Below are 20,580 nucleotides of genomic sequence, written 5' to 3' on the forward strand. Positions count from 1 at the left end.
TCAGCATGGCCATCACCCTGACCAATCCGGCCGGACTGCCGGCGCCCGACGTCTACCACCAGGTGTCGGTGGCGACCGGGTCGCGGCAGGTGTTCGTCGCCGGGCAGGTCGCCGTCGACGCCACGGGCGAGAAGGTCGGCGTGGGCGACTTCGCCGCCCAGGTCGCGCAGGCCTACCGCAACGCCGGCACCGCCCTGGCCGCGGCCGGGGCGACCTTCGCCGACGTCGCGACGATGACCGTCTTCGTCGTCGACTGGACGCTGGACAAGATGCCGGCCTTCCTCGAGGGCGTGGCCCGGGCCTCCGCCGACCTCGGGGTCACCCCGGCGGCTCCGGCGTCGCTGATCGGCGTCTCGGTGCTCTTCGACCCGGACTTCCTGGTCGAGGTGCAGGTCACCGCCGTCCTGGACTGACGGCGGGGGCGTCGACGACGCGGCCCTGGTCGAGCGCCAGCACGGCGTCGGCGTGTGCCACCGCGGCGTCCTCGTGCGTCGCGTGCAGCACCACCGCACCCCGCTCGGCCTCGGCGCGCAGCGCCGCCAGCAGCGCCTCCTGCGTCACCGCGTCGACGCCGGCGGTGGGCTCGTCGACGAGCAGCACGTCGGCACGGGCCACCAGCCCCTGGGCGACGAGCGCCCGCTGCCGCTGCCCGCCGGAGACCGCGGACAGCGGCCGGCCCAGCAGCGGGGTGAGCCCCAGCCGCTCCGCGCAGGCGGCGACCAGGTCCCGGTCGGACCGGCGGAGCCGCCGCCACGGCCCGCGGTCGCGCCAGCGGCCCATGGCCAGGGTGTCGGCGACCGTCAGCGGCAGGTGGGCGCTGACCGCGCTGCGCTGGGGCACGTACGCCACGCTGGTGCCGCGGCGGCGCTCGACCCGGCCGGCCGTCGGGGGGAGCACGCCGGCGAGCACGTCGAGCAGGGTCGACTTCCCGGCGCCGTTGGGGCCCACCAGCGCCGTCACCGCGCCGGCCGGCAACTCGGCCGTCACGCCGTCGAGCGCGACGGTGCTGCCGCGGCGGACGGTCAGGTCCCGGACGGCCAGGAGCTCGGTGGTCACTGACCCAGGCTAACAATGATGAGAACGGTTCCCAGTATCGTTCCCGGTTGTGGCCTGGCTGACCGACCCGTTCCTGCTCCCGTTCATGCAGCGGGCGCTGCTGGGCGGCGTGCTCGCCGCGGTCACCTGCGCGGTGGTCGGCACCTGGGTCGTCGTCCGGGGGATGGCCTTCCTCGGTGAGGCGCTCGCCCACGGCATGCTGCCCGGGGTCGCGGTGGCGGTGCTCGCCGGCTGGCCGCCGCTGGTGGGTGCCGCGGTGAGCGCCGGGGTGATGAGCGTCGGGGTCGGCGTGGTGTCCCGGCGGGCCGGCCTGTCCCACGACACGGCCATCGGGCTGCTCTTCGTCGGCATGCTCTCGCTCGGGATCGCCATCGTCTCCCGGTCGCGTTCCTTCGCCACCGACGTCACGGCGATCCTCTTCGGTGACGTCCTGGGCATCCGGGCCGCCGACCTGTGGCTGCTCGCGGTCGCCCTGGTCGTCCTGATCGGGGCGACCGCGCTGCTGCACCGGCCCTTCGTCGCGCTGTCCTTCGATCCACGCACCGCGGCCACCCTCGGGCTGCGCCCCCGCGCGGCGCACGTGGCCATGGTGCTGCTGGTGACGGCGGCGGTCGTCACGTCCTACCAGGCGATCGGCACCCTGCTGGTCGTCGCGCTGCTGCTGGCGCCCGCTGCCGCGGCCCGCCAGTGGACCGCCCGGTTGCCCTCGACCATGGCGCTCGGGGCGCTGTTCGGCGCCGTGGCCGTGCTCGCCGGCCTGCTCCTGTCCTGGCACGCCGGCACCGCCGGTGGTGCCTCCATCGCCTTCTCCGCGGTCGCGCTGGTGGCCCTCTCGGTCACCGCGCGCGCCGTCGTCCCCCGCTGAACCCGATCTCTGGAGCCCTCCGTGTCCCGTCCGCCCCGCTTCGCCCTGAGTGCCCTGACCTGCGTGCTGCTGCTCGCCGGCTGCGGCTCCGACGCCGTCGAGCCCTCCAGCGCGGGCGCGGCGCCGACCACCGGGGGGCACGGCTACGTCGAGGGCGCCGCCGAGCTGACCGAGCCGCAGCTGCAGCTGGCCTACCTCGACGACGCGGGCTCGGTGCGCGCCGTCGACCTGCTCACCGAGGAGTCGGCCGAGCTGGGTGACGTGGGCGGCGTCGCGGCGGTCGCCACCGACGGCCGTTTCCTGTTCGCGGCCTCCGAGCCCGACGGCGAGCTCACCGTCGTCGACACCGGCACCTGGACCGTCGACCACGGCGACCACGTGCACTACTACCGGGCCCCGGCCCGGGTGGTCGGCACGCTGGACTGGTCCGGCGGCGTCCGGGCGGCCTCGTCGGAGACCCTCACCGCGCTGTTCTCCCCGGACACCGGCGCCGGGCTCGTGCTCGACCGCACGGCGCTGGGCGACGGCGAGCTGACCGAGGTCGCCCGGGTGGACGCCGAGCCGCACGACGGCGCCCTGGTGCCGCTGGGCAACCGGCTGGTCGCCACCACGGCCGGGTCCGTCGTGGCCCTGGACGCCGACGGCGAGCAGCTGCCCGGGGCCGAGACCGAGTGCGCCGAGCCGCGCGGTGGGCACGCCACCCGGGTCGGGGTGGTCGTCTCCTGCGCCGACGGCGCGGTGCTGGCCACCGGCACCGAGGACGGCGTGGCCTTCGAGCGCATCCCCTACCCCGAGCCGGTGGCCGACGAGGACCGGGCTGCCGCGTTCGCCAACCGCGCGGGCCGCCCGTCGGTGGCCGCGCCGGCGGGGCAGCGCGGCGTGTGGGTGCTGGACAGCCGGGCGCGCACCTGGCAGCTGGTGCCCACCGACACCCCCTGGGTGCACGCGGTGGCCGCCGACGACGCCGAGGACCGGGTGGTCGGGGTCGACACGGCGGGCCGGGTCGTCGTCCTCACCCCCGAGGACGGCGCGATCGTGGCGACCGAGCAGCTGCTGCCGGTCGACCGGCTCGACGAGGTCGACCTGCAGGTGGACGCCGACCGGGCCTACGTGAACGTGCCGGGCGGCGACCGGCTGGTCGAGGTGGACTACGCCGACGGCGCGCGGCTGGCCCGCTCGTTCCCGACCGAGGTCGCGCCGGCGCACCTCGCGGAGACCGGGCTGTGAGGCGCGTGGCCGGGCTGCTCCTCGCAGCGCTGCTCCTCACCGGTTGTGGTGGCGCCGCGGCCGGTGACCGGCCGCTGGTGGTGGTCACCACGAACATCCTGGGCGACGTCGTCGGCGAGCTGGTGGGGGACCAGGCCGAGGTGGTCACGCTCATGCAGCCCGGCGCCGATCCGCACTCGTTCGAGGTGTCGGCGCAGGAGGCGGCCCGGATGCGCGCCGCGGACCTCCTGGTCGCCAACGGCCTGGGGCTGGAGGAGGGGGTGCTGACCCACGTCGACGCCGCCCGGGAGGACGGCGTCCCGGTCGTGGAGGCGGGGGAGTTCGTCGAGCCGGTCGAGTGGACCACCGAGGACGCCTCCGGGGTCGACCCGCACTTCTGGACCGACCCGCAGCAGGTGCGGGCCGTCGTCGACGGGGTGGGCGGGGCGCTGGCCGACGTCGACGGTCTGGACGCCGACCAGCTGGCCGCCGACGTCGCCCGGTACCGCGCGGAGGTCGCCGAGCTCGACGCGGAGCTGGCGGCGGAGTTCGCGCAGATCCCCGCGGAGCGCCGGGCCCTGGTCACCAACCACCACGTGTTCGGCCACCTCGCCGCGCGGTACGGCTTCACGGTGGTGGGCGCGGTGATCCCCAGCGGTACCACGCTGGCCTCGCCCAGCGCCAGCGACCTCGACGAGCTGGCCACCGCGGTCCGCGAGGCCGGGGTCCGCACGGTCTTCGCCGACTCCTCGCAGCCCGACCGGCTGGCCCAGGTGATGGCGGAGCAGGCCGGCCTCGACGTCGCCGTCGTCCCGCTGTTCACCGAGTCGCTGACCGCCGACGGGGGTGGCGCGGACACCTACCTGGAGATGATGCGGGCCAACACCGCGGACATCGTCGACGGGCTCCGCTGACCCAGTGTTGGAAATGAGAATCGTTATCAGTAGGGTTCCTGTCATGAACTCTGCGCGTCTGTCCGCTCCGACCCGCCTGGCGATGCTGGGCGCGGTCGGTCTCCTCGTCGCCGGTTGCTCCAGCTCCGGCGACACCGACTCCGAGGCCTCGTCCGGCGAGGTCTCCCCGGCCGCCTCCGTCGAGGAGGTGTCGGCCGCGCAGCCCCGCGTGGTGCTCACCTACGACGGCGGCGTCCTGGTGCTCGACGCCGACACCCTCGAGGTCGTCGGCGACCACGAGAAGGGCGGCTTCCTCCGGGTCAACGCCGCCGGTGACGGCCGGCACGCCCTGCTCACCACCGACGAGGGCTTCCAGGTGATCGACGCCGGCGTCTGGACCGACGGCGGCACCTCCTACGCCGGCGAGTCCGAGCTGACCGACGACGTCTTCGCCGCCGACACCGCCGGGCACGTCGTCGTCCACGGCGACCGCACGGTGCTGTTCGCCGACGGCACCGGCGACATCACCTCCTTCGAGACCGCCGCCCTGCGCAGCTCCGAGGGTCTGCCGGAGACCGAGGAGTGGACGTCGGAGGCCGCCCACCACGGCGTCGCCATCGAGCTCGAGGACGGCCGCATGCTGTCCACCCTCGGCAACGAGGACGGGCGCAGCGGCGTCCGCGTGCTCGACCCCGCCGGTGAGGAGACCGCCCGCAACGAGGAGTGCCCGGGCGTGCACGGCGAGGGCACCGTGGCCGGCGAGGTCGCCGTCTTCGGCTGCGACGACGGCGTGCTGGTCTTCGACGGCGAGTTCACCAAGCTCCCCGCCCCCGACGAGTACGGCCGCACCGGCAACATCTTCACCACCGAGTCCTCGCCGGTCGCGCTGGGCGACTACAAGAGCGACCCGGACCTGGAGGGCTACCTGCTCTCCGACATCGCGCTGGTCGACACCGCGGCCGGCACCCTGACGATCGTCCCGCTGCCCGAGGGCGTGCAGTACACCTTCCGCGACCTGGCCCGCGGCCCGCGGGACGAGGCGGTCGTGCTCGGCTCGGACGGTGGCCTGCACCTGTTCGACGAGGAGTCCGGTGAGCTGCTGGAGAGCTTTCCGGTGATCGACGCCTGGGAGGGCCCGGCCGAGTGGCAGGACCCGCACCCGGCGCTGAAGGTCGTCGACGGGATCGCCTACGTCACCGAGCCGGCCGCGAACGCGGTGCACGCGGTCGACCTGGCCACCGGCGAGGTGCTGGCCACCGGCGAGCTCGACGTCACCCCGAACGAGATCGCCGTCGTCACCGGCTGACCCCGACCACCTCCGATCGCCCGGGCCGGCACCTCGCCGGCCCGGGCGATCGCCGTCTCAGCGGCGGCGGGCTGCCGGGGTGAGCGCGGGCGTCGTCCACATGTTGTCGCCGACGTTGATCGTGTGGCCGGGCGGGACGATCGCGTCGATCCGGTCGAGGACGTCGTCCGACAGCTCGACGTCGTCGGCGGCCAGGTAGGACTCCAGGTGGTCCATCGTCCGCGGCCCGACGATCGCCGAGGTCACCGCCGGGTGCCGGACGACGAAGGCGATGGCCAGCTGCACCAGTGTCAGCCCGGACTCGTCGGCGAGCGCGCCGAGGGCGTCGGCGGCGTCCAGCTTCGCGGCGTTCGCCGGGTTCGCGGCGTCGTAGACCCCGGGGAAGCGCTGCGCCCGGCCGACCGAGCCCGGGCCGCTGACCTCCTGGCCCTTGCGGTACTTGCCGGACAGCCAGCCGCCGGCCAGCGGGCTGTAGCTGAGCACGCCCATGCCGTACCGCTGGGCGGTGGGCAGGACGTCGACCTCCACGGCGCGGGTCAGGATCGAGTACGGCGGCTGCTCGGTGCGGAACCGCTCCCGGCCGCGGCGCTCGGCGGTCCACTGCGCCTCGACGATCTCCGACGCCGGCACGGTGGAGGCGCCGAAGGCCCGGATCTTGCCGGCGTGCACCAGGTCGGACAGTGCGCCCAGGGCCTCGTCGACGTCGGTGGCCGGGTCGAGCCGGTGCAGCTGGTAGAGGTCGATCCAGTCGGTGCCGAGGCGGCGCAGCGAGTTCTCCACCGCCTCGGTGATCCAGCGCCGGGACATCCCGCGCTGGTTCGGGTCCTGCCCGAACGGCAGGCCGACCTTGGTGGCCAGGACGACGCCGTCGCGCCGTCCGCCGGCCAGGGCCTTGCCGACGACCTCCTCGGACTCGCCGCCGGAGTAGACGTCGGCGGTGTCGATGAACGTGATCCCGGCGTCGAGGGCGCGGTGGACGATCCGCACGCCCTCGTCGTGGTCGGGGTTGCCGACGGCGCCGAACATCATGGCGCCGAGGCAGAGCTGGCTGACGGACATGCCGGTCCGGCCCAGGGGTCGCTGTTCCACGGGGTGCTCCTCGGTCTGGGTAGGCTGTGCCCGAAACGGACAGCCTGTCCGCTCACCGTAACGGACACCCTTTCCGGTTAGGAAGTCATGCCTCCCAGAAGAGCGGATGCCGAGCGCAACCGGGGCCGGATCCTCGAGGTCGCGCGAGCCGGGTTCGCCGAAGGCGCTGTGCTCTCCATGGCTGAGATCGCCCGCCGCGCCGACGTCGGCATGGCGACGCTCTACCGGAACTTCCCGGGCCGGCAGGACCTGCTGGAGGCGCTGTACACCGACCAGGTCGACGCCGTCTGCGCCGCGGCCGCCTCGCCGGAGGGCGAGACCGCGGGTGAACGGCTGCTCGCCTGGGTGCTCCGGTTCGCCGAGTTCTTCGCCAGCAAGCACCAGATCGCCGCCGAGCTGCTCGCCCAGGCGGAGGGGCCGGGGCCGGTGCTGGACCGCAGCCGGGAGCGGGTGCTCGCCGCCGGCCGGCCACTGCTGGCCGCCGCGCAGGAGGCGGGGGAGATCCGCGGTGACCTGACCCTGGAGCAGGTGCTCGACATGGTCATCGCGGTCAGCGCGATCCACGGCGACCCCGAGTACTCCCGCCCGATCCTGGCCACCGCTCTGGACGGTCTGCGCGTCAGCTGAGGTCAGGCCTCCGGCGTTGCCGCGGGCAGGCGGAGCCGGACCGCGGTACCCGCGCCGAGCCGGCTGTCGGCGGCGACCGTGCCGCCGTGCCGCTCCACCACCGCCCGGACCAGGGGCAGCCCGAGCCCGCTGCCGGGCACCCGGCGGGCCCGCGGGCTGCGGTACAGCTCCTCCCAGACGTGCGGCAGGTCGGTGGGGTCGATGCCCGCGCCGGTGTCGGCGACCTCGATGAGCACAGACCCGGCGGTCTCCCGGGCCCGCACCTCCACCGTCCCGCCGGTCGGCGTGTACTTGACCGCGTTGTCGACCAGGTTGACCACGGCGAGCGAGAGCAGGTCGTAGTCCCCCCGCACCGGCGGCAGCGGCCACGGCGCGCGGGGCAGGTCCAGCCGGATGTCCCGTCCCGCGGCGTCCGGTTGCTCACCGACGACCTCCACCGCCTCGGTCAGGAGTGCGGAGACGTCGACCGGTTCGGAGTCGAGCGAGCCGGTCTGCACCTCGGCGATCTTGCGCAGGTCCGCGGTCAGCCGGCTGAGCCGGAGCAGCTGCTCCCCGATGCTGCCCAGCGCCGTGTGCAGGTCGGCGCCGGGCTCGGCGGCCGCGGCGTTCGCGACGGCGGCGCGCATCGCGGTGAGCGGGTTCTTCAGTTCGTGGTCCAGCCGGGAGAGCAGGAGCCGCCGGTCCGCGGCGGCGGCCTCGGCCTGGTCCACGACGACCTGTCGCCGGTGCCGCTGCCGCTCCCAGGCCCCGGCCACGACGACGCCGGCGAGCAGGCTCAGCGCGAGGCCGGCCGCCAGCAGCCAGTCGCTCCGCAGCGCACTCCCCTGGACGCCGACCCGGGGGTCGCCGAGCGTGCCGGTGTGGGCCGCGATCTCGGCGGCGATCCCGAGCAGTGCCGGCAGCCCGGCGAGCAGTCCGGCCCCGATCCAGCCCCCGGGCGGGCGGCGGCGAGGAGCCCGGCGGGCTGGGCGGCGCGGCTCAGGCACGTTCGACGGGGGCGGAGAAGCGGTAGCCCATCCCGGGCACCGTGGTGATCAGCGTCGGGTTCGCAGCGTCGTCCTCCAGCACCCGGCGCAGCTCGGCCACCCGGGTGTCGACCGCGCGGGCGCTGCTCTGGTAGGTCCAGCCCCAGACCGCCTCCAGCAACCGTTCCCGGGACAGCAGCTCGTCCGGGTGGGTCATGAAGTAGCCGAGCAGCACGGTCGCGCGCGGCGTCAGCACCACTTCGTGGTCGTCCCGGTGCACGCGCTGGGAGGCGCGGTCGAGCACCACGCTGCCCGCCCGCAGCCGTTGCGCCCCGGTCAGTGACGGGCCGTCGCCGCCCGGGCCGCGGCGCAGCACCGCGCGGATCCGGGCGACCAGCTCCTGCGGGTCGAACGGCTTGTTGAGGTAGTCGTCGGCGCCCTCCTCGAGGGCCATCGCGCGCTCGGCCGACTCCCCGACCTGGGTGAGCAGGATGACCGGCAGCGCGCCGTGCTCCTTCCGCACGCGACGCAGCACCGCACGCCCGTCCAGCCCGGGCAGCAGCACGTCGAGGACCAGCAGGTCCGGGACGGCGGAGCCGAGCAGCTCCAGGGCGCTCTCGCCGTCCCGGGCGACCCGCACGTCGAAGCCCGCCCGGCTGAGGAACGGGGTCAGGTTGTCGGTGATCGCCGGTTCGTCGTCGACGAGCAGCACGCTCGGCATCGGTCTCCTCCCCCGCTCAGCGGTAGGCCTGCTGCTGGATCGTGCCGCCCTGGCACACCGGGCCGAGGCTCCACGCCAGCGCCAGCGGCTCGGTCTCGTCCGGCGGGATGACCGACAGCGTCGTCGGCTCGGGCTGGCACGGCCCGGAGTCGGCGTCGGCGGCGCCGGGGATGACGGCCCAGGTCAGCTCGGACGTCGTGGTGCCGCCGGGCCCCACGGTGACCGTCGCCGGTGCCGGCGGTGACACCCGGTCCTGCTCGGTGGCCAGGTGCTGCTGGTACTCGTCGATCAGCTGGACGCCGCCGTACCCACGGACGTGACAGGTCGAGCCGCTGATGTTGCGCAGTTCGATCTGCGCGTGCCGGTGGCCGGCCGAGGAGTCCTCGGTCACCAGGCGGCCGACGAGGTCGCCGGAGTGGCAGCGCTCCACCGCGGGCGATGTTCCCCCGTCGCCTGCGGGAGCCGGTGGGGACGAGCTCGTGGTCGGCGTCGTCGACCCCGCCGGTGCGGGGGACCCGTCGGGCGACGTCGCCGTCGGTGCACCGGTGCGGGTGGGCGGACCACCGGTGGACGAGGTGTCGTCCGTGGCGGTGACGCTGCCCTCGAACGAGCAGCCGGCGAGCACGAGCCCGCACCCGGCGACGACCAGCGCGCGCAGCACGGGCCGGGCCGAGATCACGGGCCCACCCTAGGCCGGTTGGGCTCCTCAACCAGCCGGGTGGCTGGACCGCAGCCGCGCGAAGACGACGATGTTGTCCTCGTAGCTGCGGGTCTGCGCATCGAAGGCTCCTCCACAGGTGATCAGCCGGAGCCCGGCGTGGTCGAGGTCGCCGTAGACGGCGTCCGTGGGGAAGTCGTCCTTGTCGTACTGGCCGACGTCGGTGACGGCGAAGACGGCGACGGTGCCGTCGGCCCGGGTCACGTCCACCTCGTCGCCGGGGCGCATGCTGCCCAGGTCGTAGAAGACGCCCTTCCCGTACTCGGCGGCGTCGATGTGCCCCAGGATCACGGCCGGCCCCAGCTCGCCGGGTGTGGGCGAGTAGCGGTACCAGCCCGGCGTCCGGACCTGCGACAGCGGCGGCACCTCGACCGTGCCGTCGGGGTTGAGGCCGAGCTCGACCAGGTCGTGGTGCACGCCCAGGCGGGGCACGTCCAGCACCGTGGGGGTCGAGGCCGGCAGGACCGGCCCGGTCGACGCGCTGGTGGTCTGCGGACTGGTGCTGTCCGGGGCCCTACCGGACCCGGGTGCGCCGGACGTCGGGGCGGCGGTCGGTGCGGAGGAGGTCAGCGACGCCGGTGGCTCGGCTGCCTGCTCCTGGGATGCGGCGCCGCACCCGAACAGCACCGCCGCCAGGACGGCGAGCAGCGCGGCGAGGAGGCCGGCGACCCGGCCGGGCCGGCGGGGTGCGTCCCCGCCGGCCCGGGCCGGCCGGAGCTGAGCGGGCATCTCAGTGGGCGTCCGGCAGGGTGGTGGCGGCGGTCCGGCGGCGCCGGAGGGCCACGGCCCCGAACGCGCCGGCCGCAGCCAGCGACGCCGCGCCGGCACCCAGCAGACCGGCGTCCTCGATCCCGCCGGTGGCGCCACCCCCGGTGTCCGCGGCGCCCGTCGGCACCTGGCTGACCTGACCGCCAGTGCCGGCCTGGCCGCTGGAGCCCGAGCTGCTGTCGATGGTGAGCGCCAGGGTGTAGTCGCCGGCGTCGGTGGTCTGCACGTCGATCCGGTAGGTGCCGGTGGCCGGCAGCTTCGTCGTCACGTCCTCCTGCTGCTCGGTCATGCCGGTGTGCAGCGGGGTGCCGTCCGGCCCGACGAGCGTCCACCGCTCCGTGTCGGAGCTGCGGGTGAAGTGGACGGTGGCGGTCTGCCCGGCGTCGGCGTCGAGGGTGTAGCTGTCCTCGCCGCCCGCGGCCAGGGAGCCGGAGACCGACTGCGACGTCCCGCCGGCCGGGAACTGGATCTCGGTCGCGTCGGCGGCGGCAGCCATGCCGACCCCGGTGCCGACCGTCAGGAAGATCGTGGCGGCGGTGATGAACGTGCCTCGCATGCTGTCTCCTCGGATGTCGTTGGTGCCTGCAACTCGCACCAACGACGCTAGGGAGCCGGTGTGGCCCGGCCGTGGCGCCGACGTCGCAGTCCCGGCATGCCGTGTCACGGATCCGACACACCCTCACGGCGATCGCCCGGCCGCTGCCCGGAGCCGTCAGGCGCCGTCCGAGCGGGTGTGGACGGCGGGCCGGTGAGGGCCCGCCTCCGCTACCGTCCGCTCATGTCACCGGCATCGAGGGCGACAGCTGCCTCCGTCGCTGCGGCCCTGCTCGCCCTCGCTGGGTGCAGCAGTTCTGCCGCACCCGAGCTGGCCGCGTTCGACCGTCCCGCGACGACGGAGGACGCCGTCCCCGACGGCGTCCAGCTGCCTGCGGAGCTGGGCGAGCTCCGCTACATCGGTGAGGTGGAGGGCTCCGCCGTCTACGCCGCGCGGGGCCCGGCCGACCACCCCTGGTGTGTCGTCGCGCTGACGGGGTCCGTCGAGGACGGCGACTGGGTGCTGGGTGCGTCGTGCGCGGACGACGCGGAGTTCGACCGGCGCGGGGTCTGGGTCGCGGTGGGCGGCGCGGAGGTCGAGCGGGGCACCGCCGTACTCCTCCCGGACGACTTCTCCGGGGAGCTGGAGGACGGCTGGCAGGTCGCCGGGCCGAACCTCGCCGAGCCGGTCGGGTCGTAGGCCTCGGCTCAGCCGCGGCGGCCGAGGAGGTAGCCGACCCAGACGCCGAGCAACGTGAGCAGGCCGCCGCCGGCGGCGCCGACCAGCAGGGGCTTGGCCTCCGCCGGCACCCAGCCGGTCGTCGGCCGCATGCGCCCGGTGATGGTCGCGTACTGCTCGGGCCCGGTGGACGTTCCCGCGGAACCGTCTGCGGCCAGTGGCGCCACCTCGGCGACCACGTTGGGCTCGGTCAGCTCCTGGTCGATGGCGGCGAAGAACTGCCCGGCCATCCGCTTGGCGACCCCGGTGATCATCCGCTGCCCCACACCCGCCACGGCCCCGCCGACCACGGCGTCCGCCGAGTACGTCAGCTCGGTGCCATCGCCGGAGGGCACCAGCTTGATCTGCACCGTCGCCCGCACCGACCCCGGCCCGCCCGAACCGCTGGCGTGCATCACGTACGACGACGGGAACGTGAGGTCGCTCAGCCGCACCTCACCGGCGTACTTCCCGCGGATCGCGCCCACGCCGGCCGAGACGACCATCGTGTAGCTGTCCTCGCCCACCTGCTGCAGCGACTCGCACCCGGGGATCGTCCGCGCCAGCACCGCCGGGTCGGTGATCACCGACCACACCTGCTCCGGCGCCGCCGAGAGCACCGCACTGCCGTCCAGGTTCACGCCAGGTCCCTCATGCCATCGCTCCAGTCGCGTCGGGAGAAGAGTTGATCACGCGCTCGGTGTCCGAGCGCACCAGGTCGTACAGCTCCGTCGGCGAGATCGGCATCGCCGCGATCCGCCGTCCCACCGCGTCCTCGATCGCCGAGGCGATGGCCGCCGACCCCGGGATGACGCCGGCCTCGCCGGCGCCCTTGATGCCCAGCGCGTTCAGCGGCGACGGGGTCTCCTGGTGGTCGATCACCACCGGCGGCACCTCGCTCGCGTAGGGCATGAGGAAGTCCATGAACGAGGCGTTGGTCAGCTGCCCGTCGCGGTCGTAGGCCATCCGCTCGTACAGCGCCCCGCCCACGCCCTGCGCCACCCCGCCGTGCACCTGGCCCTCGACGATCATCGGGTTCACCACGTTGCCGCAGTCGTGCACCACCGAGTACTGCACGATCTCGATCTCCCACGTCGCCGGGTCGATCTCCACCTCCGCTGCGTGCGCGCCGGAGGCGAACGTCGAGCGCAGCGGCGAGTAGTAGTCGGTGTGCTCCAGCCCCGGTGCGTCGCCCTCGGCCACCGGCGGCTTCGAGTCGTCGCCCGGCCCGGCGAACTGGGTGGCCTGCCGCGCCGCCTCGTCGAAGGCGTACCGCAGCGGGTTGGACAGCACCGCCACCGTGCGCAGCGGGATCGTCGCCCCCGGCGTCCCCTTGACCCCGATCAGGCCCTCGTCGATCTCCAGGTCGGCCGGGTCGACCTCCAGCACGTCGGCGGCGATCCGCAGCGCCTTCTCCCGCACCCCGCGCGCCGCCTGGGCGACCGCGTTGCCGCTGACCACCGCGGCCCGCGAGGCGAAGGTGCCCACCGCATAGCCGAACCGCCGGGTGTCGCCGGTGGTCACCTCGACGTCCTCGATCGGCACGCCGAGCTCGGCCGCCGCCAGCTGGGCGAACACCGTCTCGTGCCCCTGCCCCTGCGACGTCAGCCCGGTGGAGACCAGCACCTTCCCGCTGCCCAGCACCTGCACGTGCGCGCCCTCGTACGGCCCCGGCCCGGTGCCCTCCACGTAGGGGGCCAGCCCGATCCCGCGCAGCTTCCCGCGCTCCTCGGCCTCCGCCCGGCGCTCGCCGAAGCCGTCCCAGTCGGCCAGCGCCCGCAGCTTGTCCATCATCCCCGGGTAGTCGCCGGAGTCGTAGACCAGCGGCCGGCCGTCCTGGAAGGTCAGGCCCCAGTCGTAGGGGAACTGGTCGGGCTGGATGAGGTTGCGCATCCGCACCTCCAGCCGGTCCAGCCCGCGCTCCTGCGCGATCCGGTCCATCGCCCGCTCCATCGCGAAGCAGCCCTGCGGGCGCCCGGCCCCGCGGTACGGCGTGACGATGACGGTGTTGGTGTAGACGCTGTTCACCACCGCCCGGTAGACCGGGATGTCGTAGGGCCCGAGCAGCTGGGTCGCGGTGTTGATCGGCACGATGATCCCGTAGGGCGTGTACGCGCCGTGGTCGTGCCAGACCAGGACGTCGAGGGCGGTGATCCGGCCGTCGTCGTCGTAGCCGATGGTGATCTCCTGGCGCTGCTGCCGCTCGTGCGCGCTGGAGATGAAGTGCTCGCGCCGGTCCTCGGTCCACTTCACCGGGTGCCCGAGCAGCCGGGCGGCCATCGGCACCAGCAGCTCCTCCGGCCACGGGTGCACGATCTTCACGCCGAACCCGCCGCCCACGTCCGGGGCGATGACCTCGACCTTCTCCATCGACAGCTGCAGCTTCGCCGCGATCGCCGCCCGCACCGACGTCGACGCCTGGGTGCTCGAGTACACGCGCAGCGAGGAGTCGGCGTCGTCCCAGCGCGCGTGCACGCCCTTGCCCTCCATCGGCATGGAGGCGCTGCGCTCGAAGTACTGGGTGAAGGAGAGCGTGTGCGTGCTCGCGGCCAGCGCCGCCTCGACGTCGCCGGTCTCCTGGTGGTGCCGCGCGGCGATGTTGTCCGGGACGTCGGGGTGGACGACGGCGTCGGCCCGCTCGGCGGCGTCGACCCCGACCACCACCGGGAGCTCCTCCCAGGTGATCGAGATCCGGTCCGCGGCGTCCTCGGCGACGTACCGGTCGGTGGCCACCACCATCACCACCGGCTCGCCCACGTGCCGCGCGACGTCGCGCACCAGCGGGTAACCGGTGCGCGGGGCGGTGAGCTGCGGGTGGGGGATGAGCACCGGCAGCGGCTCGGCCATCGGGCCGGTGAGGTCCTCGTAGGTGTAGATCGCCAGCAGCCCGTCGACGTCCAGGGCGTCGGCGACGTCGATGTCCACCACGCGCGCGTGCGCGTAGGGGCTGCGGACGAAGGCTGCGGCGTAGGCGCCGGAGTCGATGTCGTCGAGGTAGCGGCCCTTGCCGACGATCAGCCGGGCGTCCTCGCGCCGGCGCACCGGCTCGCCGAAGAACTTCGTGGTCACCGGGCCGCCTCGCGCATCGTCTCGGCCGCGCGGTGGCAGGCCTTCTTGATGTTGGCGTAGCCGGTGCAGCGGCACAGGTTGCCGCCGACCAGCTCGTCGACCTCGTCGTCGGAGATCGGCACCGACGCGTCCCGGGCGTCCAGACCCGCGGCGATCGTGGTCAGGAAGCCCGGGGTGCAGAAGCCGCACTGCAGGGCGTGGCACTCGCGGAACGCCTCCTGGACCGGGTGCAGCACCTCCCCGCCCTGGTGGTCGGGCCGGCTGAGGCCCTCGACGGTGGTCACCTCGTGCCCGTCGACCTGCACGGCGAGCACCAGGCAGGAGCGGGTCGCCTCGCCGTCGACCAGCACCGTGCAGGCCCCGCACACCCCGTGCTCGCAGCCGACGTGCGTGCCGGTCAGCCCGAACTCGTGCCGCAGGACGTCGGACAGCAGCCACCGCACCGGTACGGATGCTTCACGTGCAACACCGTTCACGGTGACGGTGATCTGCCGGGTCTGCTCGGTCATCGCTGCTCCGTCCGGGAGGCTGCCTCGGCCGCGGCGTCGGCCAGGGTGCGGGCGGTCAGCGTGGCCACCAGCAGCCTGCGGTAGTCGGCGCTGGCGTGCAGGTCGCCGTCCGGCTCGACCAGGCCGCGGGCCAGCTCGCCGGCCGCCGTCCAGTCGGCGGTGTCGACCGGCTGACCGCCGACCGCGTCGGTCAGGTCGTGCACCTCGGGCACCAGCCCCACCGACAGGTAGGCGGCGCGCGCCGCGGCGACCCGGCGGTCGGCGTCCAGGGTGACGACGACGGCCGCGCCGCACACCGCGTAGTCGCCCTTGCGCCGGGCGATCTCGGCGAACGCCGTTCCCGAACGCTCCGGCAGGGCGGGGAAGAACGCCTCGGTGACGACGGCGGGCCCGTGCACCGAGGTCTCCAGCGGCCCGACGAAGAAGTCGCGCCAGCCGATGGTCTCCGGCCCGCCCGGGGTGGCGACCGTGACGGACCCGTCCGTCAGCGCCAGCACCGCGGTCATCTCCCCCGAGGGGTCGGCGTGCGCGATCGAGCCGACCGTCGTCCCCCGGTTCCGGATCGCCGGGTGGGCCACGTTCGCCGTCGCCCGGGCCAGCAGCGGCTGGACGGCGGCGGCCTCGGCCGAGGCCAGCAGCGACGCGTGCCGCACCAGGGCCCCCACCCGGACGCCGTCGGCGCCGGCCTCGATCCGGTCCAGCCCGGGCACCCGGTTGATGTCGACCAGCGTGGTGGGCGCGGCCAGGCGCATGGACAGCAGCGGCAGCAGGGACTGGCCGCCGGCGAGCACCTTGGCGCCCTCGGTGTCGAGCAGGCGCAGCGCCTCCTCGACCGACGACGGGTCGGCGTAGCCGAACGGGGCGGGCTTCACCGGCTGCGGTCACCTCCGGGTGCAGATGTGGAAGGCGTCACTCTGTCACCGCCGTCCCGCGAGGCGGAAGTACCTCAGTGCTAAATCTTCGTTGCGCCCGCCGGGTGGCCGGAGAAGTACTTCACCGCTGAGACATCCCTCCGGTAGCGTCCCGCAGGGTGACCCCCACCCACGTCTCCCTGCGCAGTGGCGTCTATGCCGACTCGGTGCGGTTGATGCAGGTCAGCCGAGAGATCGGTGCCCGCGACGGGGTCAGCGCCGTCCTGGTCGCGATGGCCACGCCGCTCAACCTCGAGCTGGCCGCCGGCATGGGCCTGGCGCCCGACGGCGGCGCCCAGCCCGACCAGCTGCTCATCGCGCTCCGCGCCACCGACGACGCCGAGCTGACCGCCGCGGTCGCCGCCGTCGAGGCCGCGCTCACCGCCCGCGAGGACCGCGGCTCGGCCCAGGCGATCCCCGCCCGCACCGTGGGTGCGGCCCTCGCCGACGCGGCCGACCCGGCGCTGGCCATCGTCAGCGTCCCCGGGCAGTACGCGGTCGCCGAGGCCGCCGACGCGATCGCCGCCGGCCGCAGCGTGCTGGTGTTCAGCGACGGCGTGCCGGTCGAGCACGAGGTCGCCCTCAAGCGGGCCGCGCACGAGGCCGGCGTGCTGGTCATGGGCCCCGACTGCGGCACCGCGATCGTCTCCGGCGTCGCGCTGGGCTTCGCCAACGTCGTCCGCCGCGGCCCGGTCGGCCTGGTCGCCGCCAGCGGCACCGGCGCCCAGCAGGTCAGCTGCCTGCTCGACGCCGCCGGCGTCGGCGTCTCGCACGTGCTCGGCGTCGGCGGCCGCGACCTGTCGACGGCGGTCGGCGGGCTGGCCACCCTCGACGCGCTCGCCGCCCTGGACGAGGACCCGGCCACCGAGCGGGTGCTGCTGGTCTCCAAGCCGCCGGCGCCCGAGGTCGCCGAGCGGGTGCAGCAGGCTGCCGCGCAGCTCTCGACGCCGGTCCGCTCGGCCGCGCTGTCGCCGGAGTCGCCCGACCTCACGGCCGCCGTCGAGGCGCTGCTCGGTGATCTCGGCGTCGCCGTCCCCGAGTGGCCCGCCCGGCCCGGCGCCGCCGACGCCGTCCCGCCCGGTGCGGTCCTCAAGGGCTTCTACTCCGGCGGCACCCTCGCCGACGAGGCGATGCTGATCGCCGCCCCCGCGCTGGGCGACGTCCGCTCCAACACCCCGCTGCGGCCCGAGCTCGACCTCGACACGGGGCAGGGCACGGACCTGCGGGCGACCGGCCACGTCGTCGTCGACTTCGGCGACGACGCGCTGACCGTCGGCCGCGCGCACCCGATGATCGACCCGACGCTGCGGCTGGAGGCGATCGCGGCCCTGGCGCAGAGCGGTGAGCCGGCGGTCCTGCTGCTCGACGTCGTCCTCGGCCACGGCGCCGACCCCGACCCGGCCGCTGCCCTCGCTCCCGCGCTGCAGGCCGCGGGCCTGCCGGTCGTCGTCGCGCTGGTCGGCACCGAGGCCGACCCGCAGGGCTGGTCGCGGCAGGCCGACGCCCTCGCCGAGGCCGGCGCCGCGGTCTACGCCAGCAACGCCCAGGCCACCCGGTACGCCCTCGACCTGATCGGAGAGCACGCGTGAACCCGCTGCTGTCGGCCGCGCCCGCGATCGTCGCCGCGGGGGTCGAGGTCTTCTCCGCCGCCGTCCGGGCCCAGGGCGCGTCGGTCACCGACGTCGACTGGCGCCCGCCGGGCTTCGGCGCCGCCGCCGACCTCGCCCAGCTGGCCCTCGACCGGCGCCGCGCCGCGGCCAACCGGACGGCGGTCGAGCGGCTGCTCGCCGCCGGTTCGCACCTGGTCGACGTCCGGCCGGCCCGGGAGGTGCTCGACCTCGGCGACCGCATGCTGCTGCACTCCGGCCCCCCGCTGACCTGGGAGACGGCGTCCGGCCCGATGCGCGGCGCGCTCATCGGAGCCTGCCTGTTCGAGGGCTGGGCGTCGTCGGTCGAGGACGCCGAGCGGGTCCTCGCCGCCGGCGAGATCACGCTGGACTCCTGCCACCACCACCGCGCGGTCGGCCCGATGGCCGGGGTGACCAGCCCGTCGATGTGGATGTGGTGCCTGACCGACCCCGTCCACGGCGGGCAGGCGTTCTGCAACCTCAACGAGGGCCTGGGCAAGGTGCTGCGCATGGGCGCCTTCAACGACGAGGTGCTCACCCGGCTGGCCTGGATGCGCGACGTCCTCGGCCCGCTGCTGCAGCAGGCCGTCCGCTCGCGCCCGGAGCCGCTCGACGTCAAGGCCGTGCTCGCGCAGATGCTGCAGATGGGCGACGAGGGGCACAACCGCAACCGGGCCGGCTCGCTGATGACGCTGCGCGAGCTGTCCCCGGCGATCGTCGCCGTCGACGCGCCGTCGGCCGACATCGCCGCCGCGCTGGCCTTCATCGGCGGCAACGAGCACTTCTTCCTCAACCTGGGCATGCCGTCGGCGAAGCTCGCGCTGGACGCCGCCCGCGACGTCCCCGGCTCGACGATGGTCACCGTGATGTCGCGGAACGGCACCGAGTTCGGCATCCAGACCGCCGGCACCGGCGACCGCTGGTTCACCGGCCCGGCGAACACCCCGGTCGGCCTGTTCCTCGGCGACTACGGCCCGGACGACGCCAACCCCGACATCGGCGACTCGGCGATCATGGAGACCTACGGCATCGGCGGGTTCGCCATGGCGGCGGCGCCGGCGATCGTCCGGTTCGTCGGCGGCACCGTTCCCGACGCCCTGGCGACGACGGAGCGGATGTACCAGCTCACCCTGGCCGAGAACCCGGCGATGCAGATCCCGATCCTGGGCTTCCGCGGCTCACCGACCGGGATCGACGTCCTGCAGGTGGCACGCACCGGCTGGCTGCCGCAGATCAACACCGGCATGGCCGGCCGGGTCGCCGGCACCGGCCAGGTCGGCGCCGGCCTGGTGCAGCCGCCGCAGCAGTGCTTCGAGCAGGCGCTGACCGCGCTGGCCGAGGAGTCCCGCGCGGCGGGGTGACCCCTTCCGCCACGATGGCCATGTTGGCGGGACGGCGGCTCGGGTAGTCGGGTGCGCACGTGACCACCCGGGGTCGCACCGACGGAAGGGACGTCCATGGCCAGCTGCGAGGTCTGCGGGAACGACTACCGGCTCAGCTTCGAGGTGCACGCCGCGGGCGCGGTGCACACCTTCGACAGCTTCGAGTGCGCGATCCACGCGCTGGCGCCGGTGTGCGAGCACTGCGGGGTGAAGGTGGTCGGGCACGGGGTCGAGGCCGACGGTGTGTTCTTCTGCTGCGCCTCCTGTGCACGCATGCACGGATCGCCGGACAGCGCCGCCGAGCTGGTCGACCACGCCGGCCGGGCACCGGACGAGCGCTGACCGTGGACGCCTACCCCGTCGTCCGTGCCCTGGCGCGGCCCCTGGTCCTCGGCATGTTCCGGCCCCGCGTGGAGGGCATCGAGCACCTCCCGGCGACCGGGCCGGTGATCCTGGCCGGCAACCACCCCTCCACCCTCGACCAGTTCTTCCCGCCGCTGCTCACCCGGCGGCGGGTGACCTACCTGGCCAAGAACGAGTTCTTCACCCGTCCCGGACTGTCCGGTCGGGCGCTGCGCTGGCTGATGGAGAGCATCGGCATGGTCCCCCTGGACCGCGGGGGCGCCAACGCGGCGGACGCGGCCCTGCGCCGAGGCGGCCAGGTGCTCGGCGAGGGTGGCCTGCTGGGCATCTACCCGGAGGGCACCCGGTCGCCCGACGGCCGGCTGCACCGCGGCAAGACCGGCGTCGCGCGACTGGCGCTGGCCACCGGGGCCCCCGTCGTCCCGGTGGCCGTCATCGGCAGCTATGCGCTGTACCCGGCGGGGGCTCGGTGGCCCCGGCCCGGGCGGGTGACCGTCCGGTTCGGCGAGCCGATGGACTTCTCGGCGGAGCCCGCCGACGACCCCGCCGTCCTCCGCCGGATCACCGACCAGGTCATGGCCGAGCTCCAGCGGCTCTCCGGTGACGAGTACGTCGACCGGTACGCAGCCGACGTCAAGGCCGAGATCCGGGGACGCGCTGCCTGACCGCCGGGTCAGCTGGCAGGCGCCTGCGCGAGCAGTTCACGCACCCCGGCCTCGAGCGTCGCCTGCGCGTGCGCCGGGTCGGCGAGGTAGCCGGCGACCATCGCCCCGTCGCGCAGCACCAGCCAGCGCCGAGCCGCGTCGGCCGGGTCGGGGTGCCCGACCGTGGCGAAGGCCGTCCGCACGCCGTCCTCCAGCCACTCCCGGTGGGCGCGCACCGCACGCCGTACCGGGCTGGCCGGATCGGGGTACTCGGCGGCGGCGTTGATGAAGGCGCAGCCGCGGAAGCCGACGCCGCACACCGTGTCGCCGACCATCGCGGTCAGGGCGTGCAGCCAGCGTGCCGCCTCGGCCGCCCCGGTCGGGACGACGCCGGCCCGGTCGCGGACCGCCCGGTCGACGCCGTGCAGGTAGGCGACCACCAGGTCCTCCTTGCCGGGGAAGTGCCGGTAGAAGGTCGCCCGGGTCACGGAGGCCTCCGCGATCACCCGGTCGACCCCGACGGCGCGCAGCCCCTCGGCGTAGAAGAGCGTCGACGCGGTGCGCAGCAGTCGTTCCCGGGCCTCCGACGTCGGCGCTGCGGTGGTCAT

At 74.7% G+C, this 20,580-nt stretch carries 23 protein-coding genes; 11 read left to right on the forward strand and 12 right to left on the reverse strand.

Annotated elements, in window-relative coordinates; all coding sequences use genetic code 11:
- Positions 1-5 precede the first annotated feature (5 nt).
- Entirely contained in the window at positions 6-413 is a 408-nt protein-coding gene (locus JD78_RS18210; RefSeq protein ID WP_153361258.1) for a RidA family protein, read from the forward strand.
- On the opposite strand, the gene aztA is transcribed toward JD78_RS18210, so the two are convergent.
- Positions 394-1,056, reverse strand: coding sequence for a zinc ABC transporter ATP-binding protein AztA (aztA, locus tag JD78_RS18215; RefSeq protein ID WP_153361257.1), 663 nt, complete (start codon positions 1,054-1,056; stop codon positions 394-396). The two genes, JD78_RS18210 and aztA, sit on opposite strands and share 20 nt — an antisense overlap.
- A 49-nt stretch (positions 1,057-1,105) precedes the next feature.
- Between aztA and aztB the strand changes: the two genes are divergently transcribed.
- The 4 genes from aztB to aztD are packed head-to-tail and all read left to right on the forward strand — an operon-like array spanning position 1,106 to position 5,326.
- Positions 1,106-1,921, forward strand: coding sequence for a zinc ABC transporter permease AztB (gene aztB / locus JD78_RS18220; RefSeq protein WP_153361256.1), 816 nt, complete (start codon positions 1,106-1,108; stop codon positions 1,919-1,921).
- Positions 1,922-1,942: 21 nt separating this feature from the next.
- Positions 1,943-3,148 (forward strand): ABC transporter, encoded by a 1,206-nt coding sequence (locus JD78_RS18225; protein WP_153361255.1) that lies wholly within the window; start codon positions 1,943-1,945, stop codon positions 3,146-3,148.
- A gap of 5 nt (positions 3,149-3,153) precedes the next feature.
- On the forward strand, positions 3,154-4,041 hold the full coding sequence (gene aztC / locus JD78_RS18230; RefSeq protein WP_228395250.1) for a zinc ABC transporter substrate-binding protein AztC: 888 nt from the start codon (positions 3,154-3,156) through the stop codon (positions 4,039-4,041).
- A 43-nt stretch (positions 4,042-4,084) separates the two neighbouring features.
- Complete coding sequence (aztD, locus tag JD78_RS18235; RefSeq protein ID WP_153361253.1) at positions 4,085-5,326, forward strand: zinc metallochaperone AztD; 1,242 nt, start codon at positions 4,085-4,087, stop codon at positions 5,324-5,326.
- A 57-nt stretch (positions 5,327-5,383) separates the two neighbouring features.
- On the opposite strand, the gene JD78_RS18240 is transcribed toward aztD, so the two are convergent.
- Positions 5,384-6,415: an aldo/keto reductase gene (locus JD78_RS18240; protein ID WP_166521284.1), complete on the reverse strand. Its 1,032-nt coding sequence runs from the start codon at positions 6,413-6,415 to the stop codon at positions 5,384-5,386.
- 87 nt (positions 6,416-6,502) lie between these two features.
- Here JD78_RS18240 and JD78_RS18245 point away from each other — a divergent pair, with 87 nt between their 5' ends.
- The gene (locus JD78_RS18245; RefSeq protein ID WP_153361252.1) at positions 6,503-7,042 is read left to right on the forward strand and encodes a TetR/AcrR family transcriptional regulator; all 540 of its coding nucleotides are present in this window, start codon (positions 6,503-6,505) and stop codon (positions 7,040-7,042) included.
- 2 nt (positions 7,043-7,044) lie between these two features.
- On the opposite strand, the gene JD78_RS18250 is transcribed toward JD78_RS18245, so the two are convergent.
- Genes JD78_RS18250 through JD78_RS18270 form a run of 5 tightly spaced genes read right to left on the reverse strand, consistent with a single transcriptional unit; the run spans position 7,045 to position 10,770 of the window.
- The gene (locus tag JD78_RS18250; protein ID WP_153361251.1) at positions 7,045-8,028 is read right to left on the reverse strand and encodes a sensor histidine kinase; all 984 of its coding nucleotides are present in this window, start codon (positions 8,026-8,028) and stop codon (positions 7,045-7,047) included.
- Positions 8,021-8,728: a response regulator transcription factor gene (locus JD78_RS18255; protein WP_153361250.1), complete on the reverse strand. Its 708-nt coding sequence runs from the start codon at positions 8,726-8,728 to the stop codon at positions 8,021-8,023. Before JD78_RS18255 ends, JD78_RS18250 begins: the two co-directional genes overlap by 8 nt.
- A gap of 16 nt (positions 8,729-8,744) precedes the next feature.
- Positions 8,745-9,407 (reverse strand): DUF4232 domain-containing protein, encoded by a 663-nt coding sequence (locus JD78_RS18260; protein WP_153361249.1) that lies wholly within the window; start codon positions 9,405-9,407, stop codon positions 8,745-8,747.
- Positions 9,408-9,434: 27 nt separating this feature from the next.
- Positions 9,435-10,175 carry a class F sortase gene (locus JD78_RS18265; RefSeq protein WP_153361248.1) on the reverse strand — a complete coding sequence of 247 codons (741 nt, stop codon included), beginning with the start codon at positions 10,173-10,175 and terminating at the stop codon, positions 9,435-9,437.
- 1 nt (position 10,176) lies between these two features.
- Positions 10,177-10,770 carry a hypothetical protein gene (locus JD78_RS18270; protein ID WP_153361247.1) on the reverse strand — a complete coding sequence of 198 codons (594 nt, stop codon included), beginning with the start codon at positions 10,768-10,770 and terminating at the stop codon, positions 10,177-10,179.
- Positions 10,771-10,992: 222 nt separating this feature from the next.
- On the opposite strand from JD78_RS18270, the gene JD78_RS18275 reads away from it, so the two are divergent.
- Positions 10,993-11,448 (forward strand): hypothetical protein, encoded by a 456-nt coding sequence (locus JD78_RS18275; protein ID WP_153361246.1) that lies wholly within the window; start codon positions 10,993-10,995, stop codon positions 11,446-11,448.
- Positions 11,449-11,456: 8 nt separating this feature from the next.
- Here JD78_RS18275 and JD78_RS18280 read toward each other — a convergent pair whose 3' ends face one another.
- The 4 genes from JD78_RS18280 to JD78_RS18295 are packed head-to-tail and all read right to left on the reverse strand — an operon-like array spanning position 11,457 to position 15,916.
- Positions 11,457-12,107 carry an SRPBCC family protein gene (locus JD78_RS18280; RefSeq protein ID WP_153361245.1) on the reverse strand — a complete coding sequence of 217 codons (651 nt, stop codon included), beginning with the start codon at positions 12,105-12,107 and terminating at the stop codon, positions 11,457-11,459.
- Positions 12,108-12,117: 10 nt separating this feature from the next.
- Positions 12,118-14,535: an aerobic carbon-monoxide dehydrogenase large subunit gene (gene cutA / locus JD78_RS18285; protein WP_166521285.1), complete on the reverse strand. Its 2,418-nt coding sequence runs from the start codon at positions 14,533-14,535 to the stop codon at positions 12,118-12,120.
- Positions 14,532-15,044, reverse strand: coding sequence for a (2Fe-2S)-binding protein (locus tag JD78_RS18290; protein ID WP_153362284.1), 513 nt, complete (start codon positions 15,042-15,044; stop codon positions 14,532-14,534). The genes cutA and JD78_RS18290 overlap by 4 nt, the downstream gene beginning before the upstream one ends.
- Positions 15,041-15,916: an FAD binding domain-containing protein gene (locus JD78_RS18295; protein WP_153362283.1), complete on the reverse strand. Its 876-nt coding sequence runs from the start codon at positions 15,914-15,916 to the stop codon at positions 15,041-15,043. Before JD78_RS18295 ends, JD78_RS18290 begins: the two co-directional genes overlap by 4 nt.
- 158 nt (positions 15,917-16,074) lie before the next feature.
- On the opposite strand from JD78_RS18295, the gene JD78_RS18300 reads away from it, so the two are divergent.
- The 4 genes from JD78_RS18300 (at position 16,075) to JD78_RS18315 (ending at position 19,993) form a co-directional block, all read left to right on the forward strand.
- Positions 16,075-17,544 (forward strand): FdrA family protein, encoded by a 1,470-nt coding sequence (locus JD78_RS18300; protein ID WP_228395420.1) that lies wholly within the window; start codon positions 16,075-16,077, stop codon positions 17,542-17,544.
- A complete protein-coding gene (locus JD78_RS18305) occupies positions 17,541-18,944 on the forward strand; it encodes a YlbE family protein (protein ID WP_153362282.1) in 1,404 nt (467 codons plus the stop codon). Before JD78_RS18300 ends, JD78_RS18305 begins: the two co-directional genes overlap by 4 nt.
- A 96-nt stretch (positions 18,945-19,040) precedes the next feature.
- Positions 19,041-19,307 carry a hypothetical protein gene (locus tag JD78_RS18310; RefSeq protein ID WP_153362281.1) on the forward strand — a complete coding sequence of 89 codons (267 nt, stop codon included), beginning with the start codon at positions 19,041-19,043 and terminating at the stop codon, positions 19,305-19,307.
- A gap of 2 nt (positions 19,308-19,309) precedes the next feature.
- The gene (locus tag JD78_RS18315) at positions 19,310-19,993 is read left to right on the forward strand and encodes a lysophospholipid acyltransferase family protein (RefSeq protein ID WP_153362280.1); all 684 of its coding nucleotides are present in this window, start codon (positions 19,310-19,312) and stop codon (positions 19,991-19,993) included.
- A gap of 8 nt (positions 19,994-20,001) precedes the next feature.
- Here JD78_RS18315 and JD78_RS18320 read toward each other — a convergent pair whose 3' ends face one another.
- Positions 20,002-20,580, reverse strand: coding sequence for a TetR/AcrR family transcriptional regulator (locus tag JD78_RS18320; RefSeq protein WP_153362279.1), 579 nt, complete (start codon positions 20,578-20,580; stop codon positions 20,002-20,004).

The sequence above is a fragment of the Modestobacter roseus genome (assembly GCF_007994135.1).
Classification (GTDB): Bacteria; Actinomycetota; Actinomycetes; order Mycobacteriales; family Geodermatophilaceae; genus Modestobacter; species Modestobacter roseus.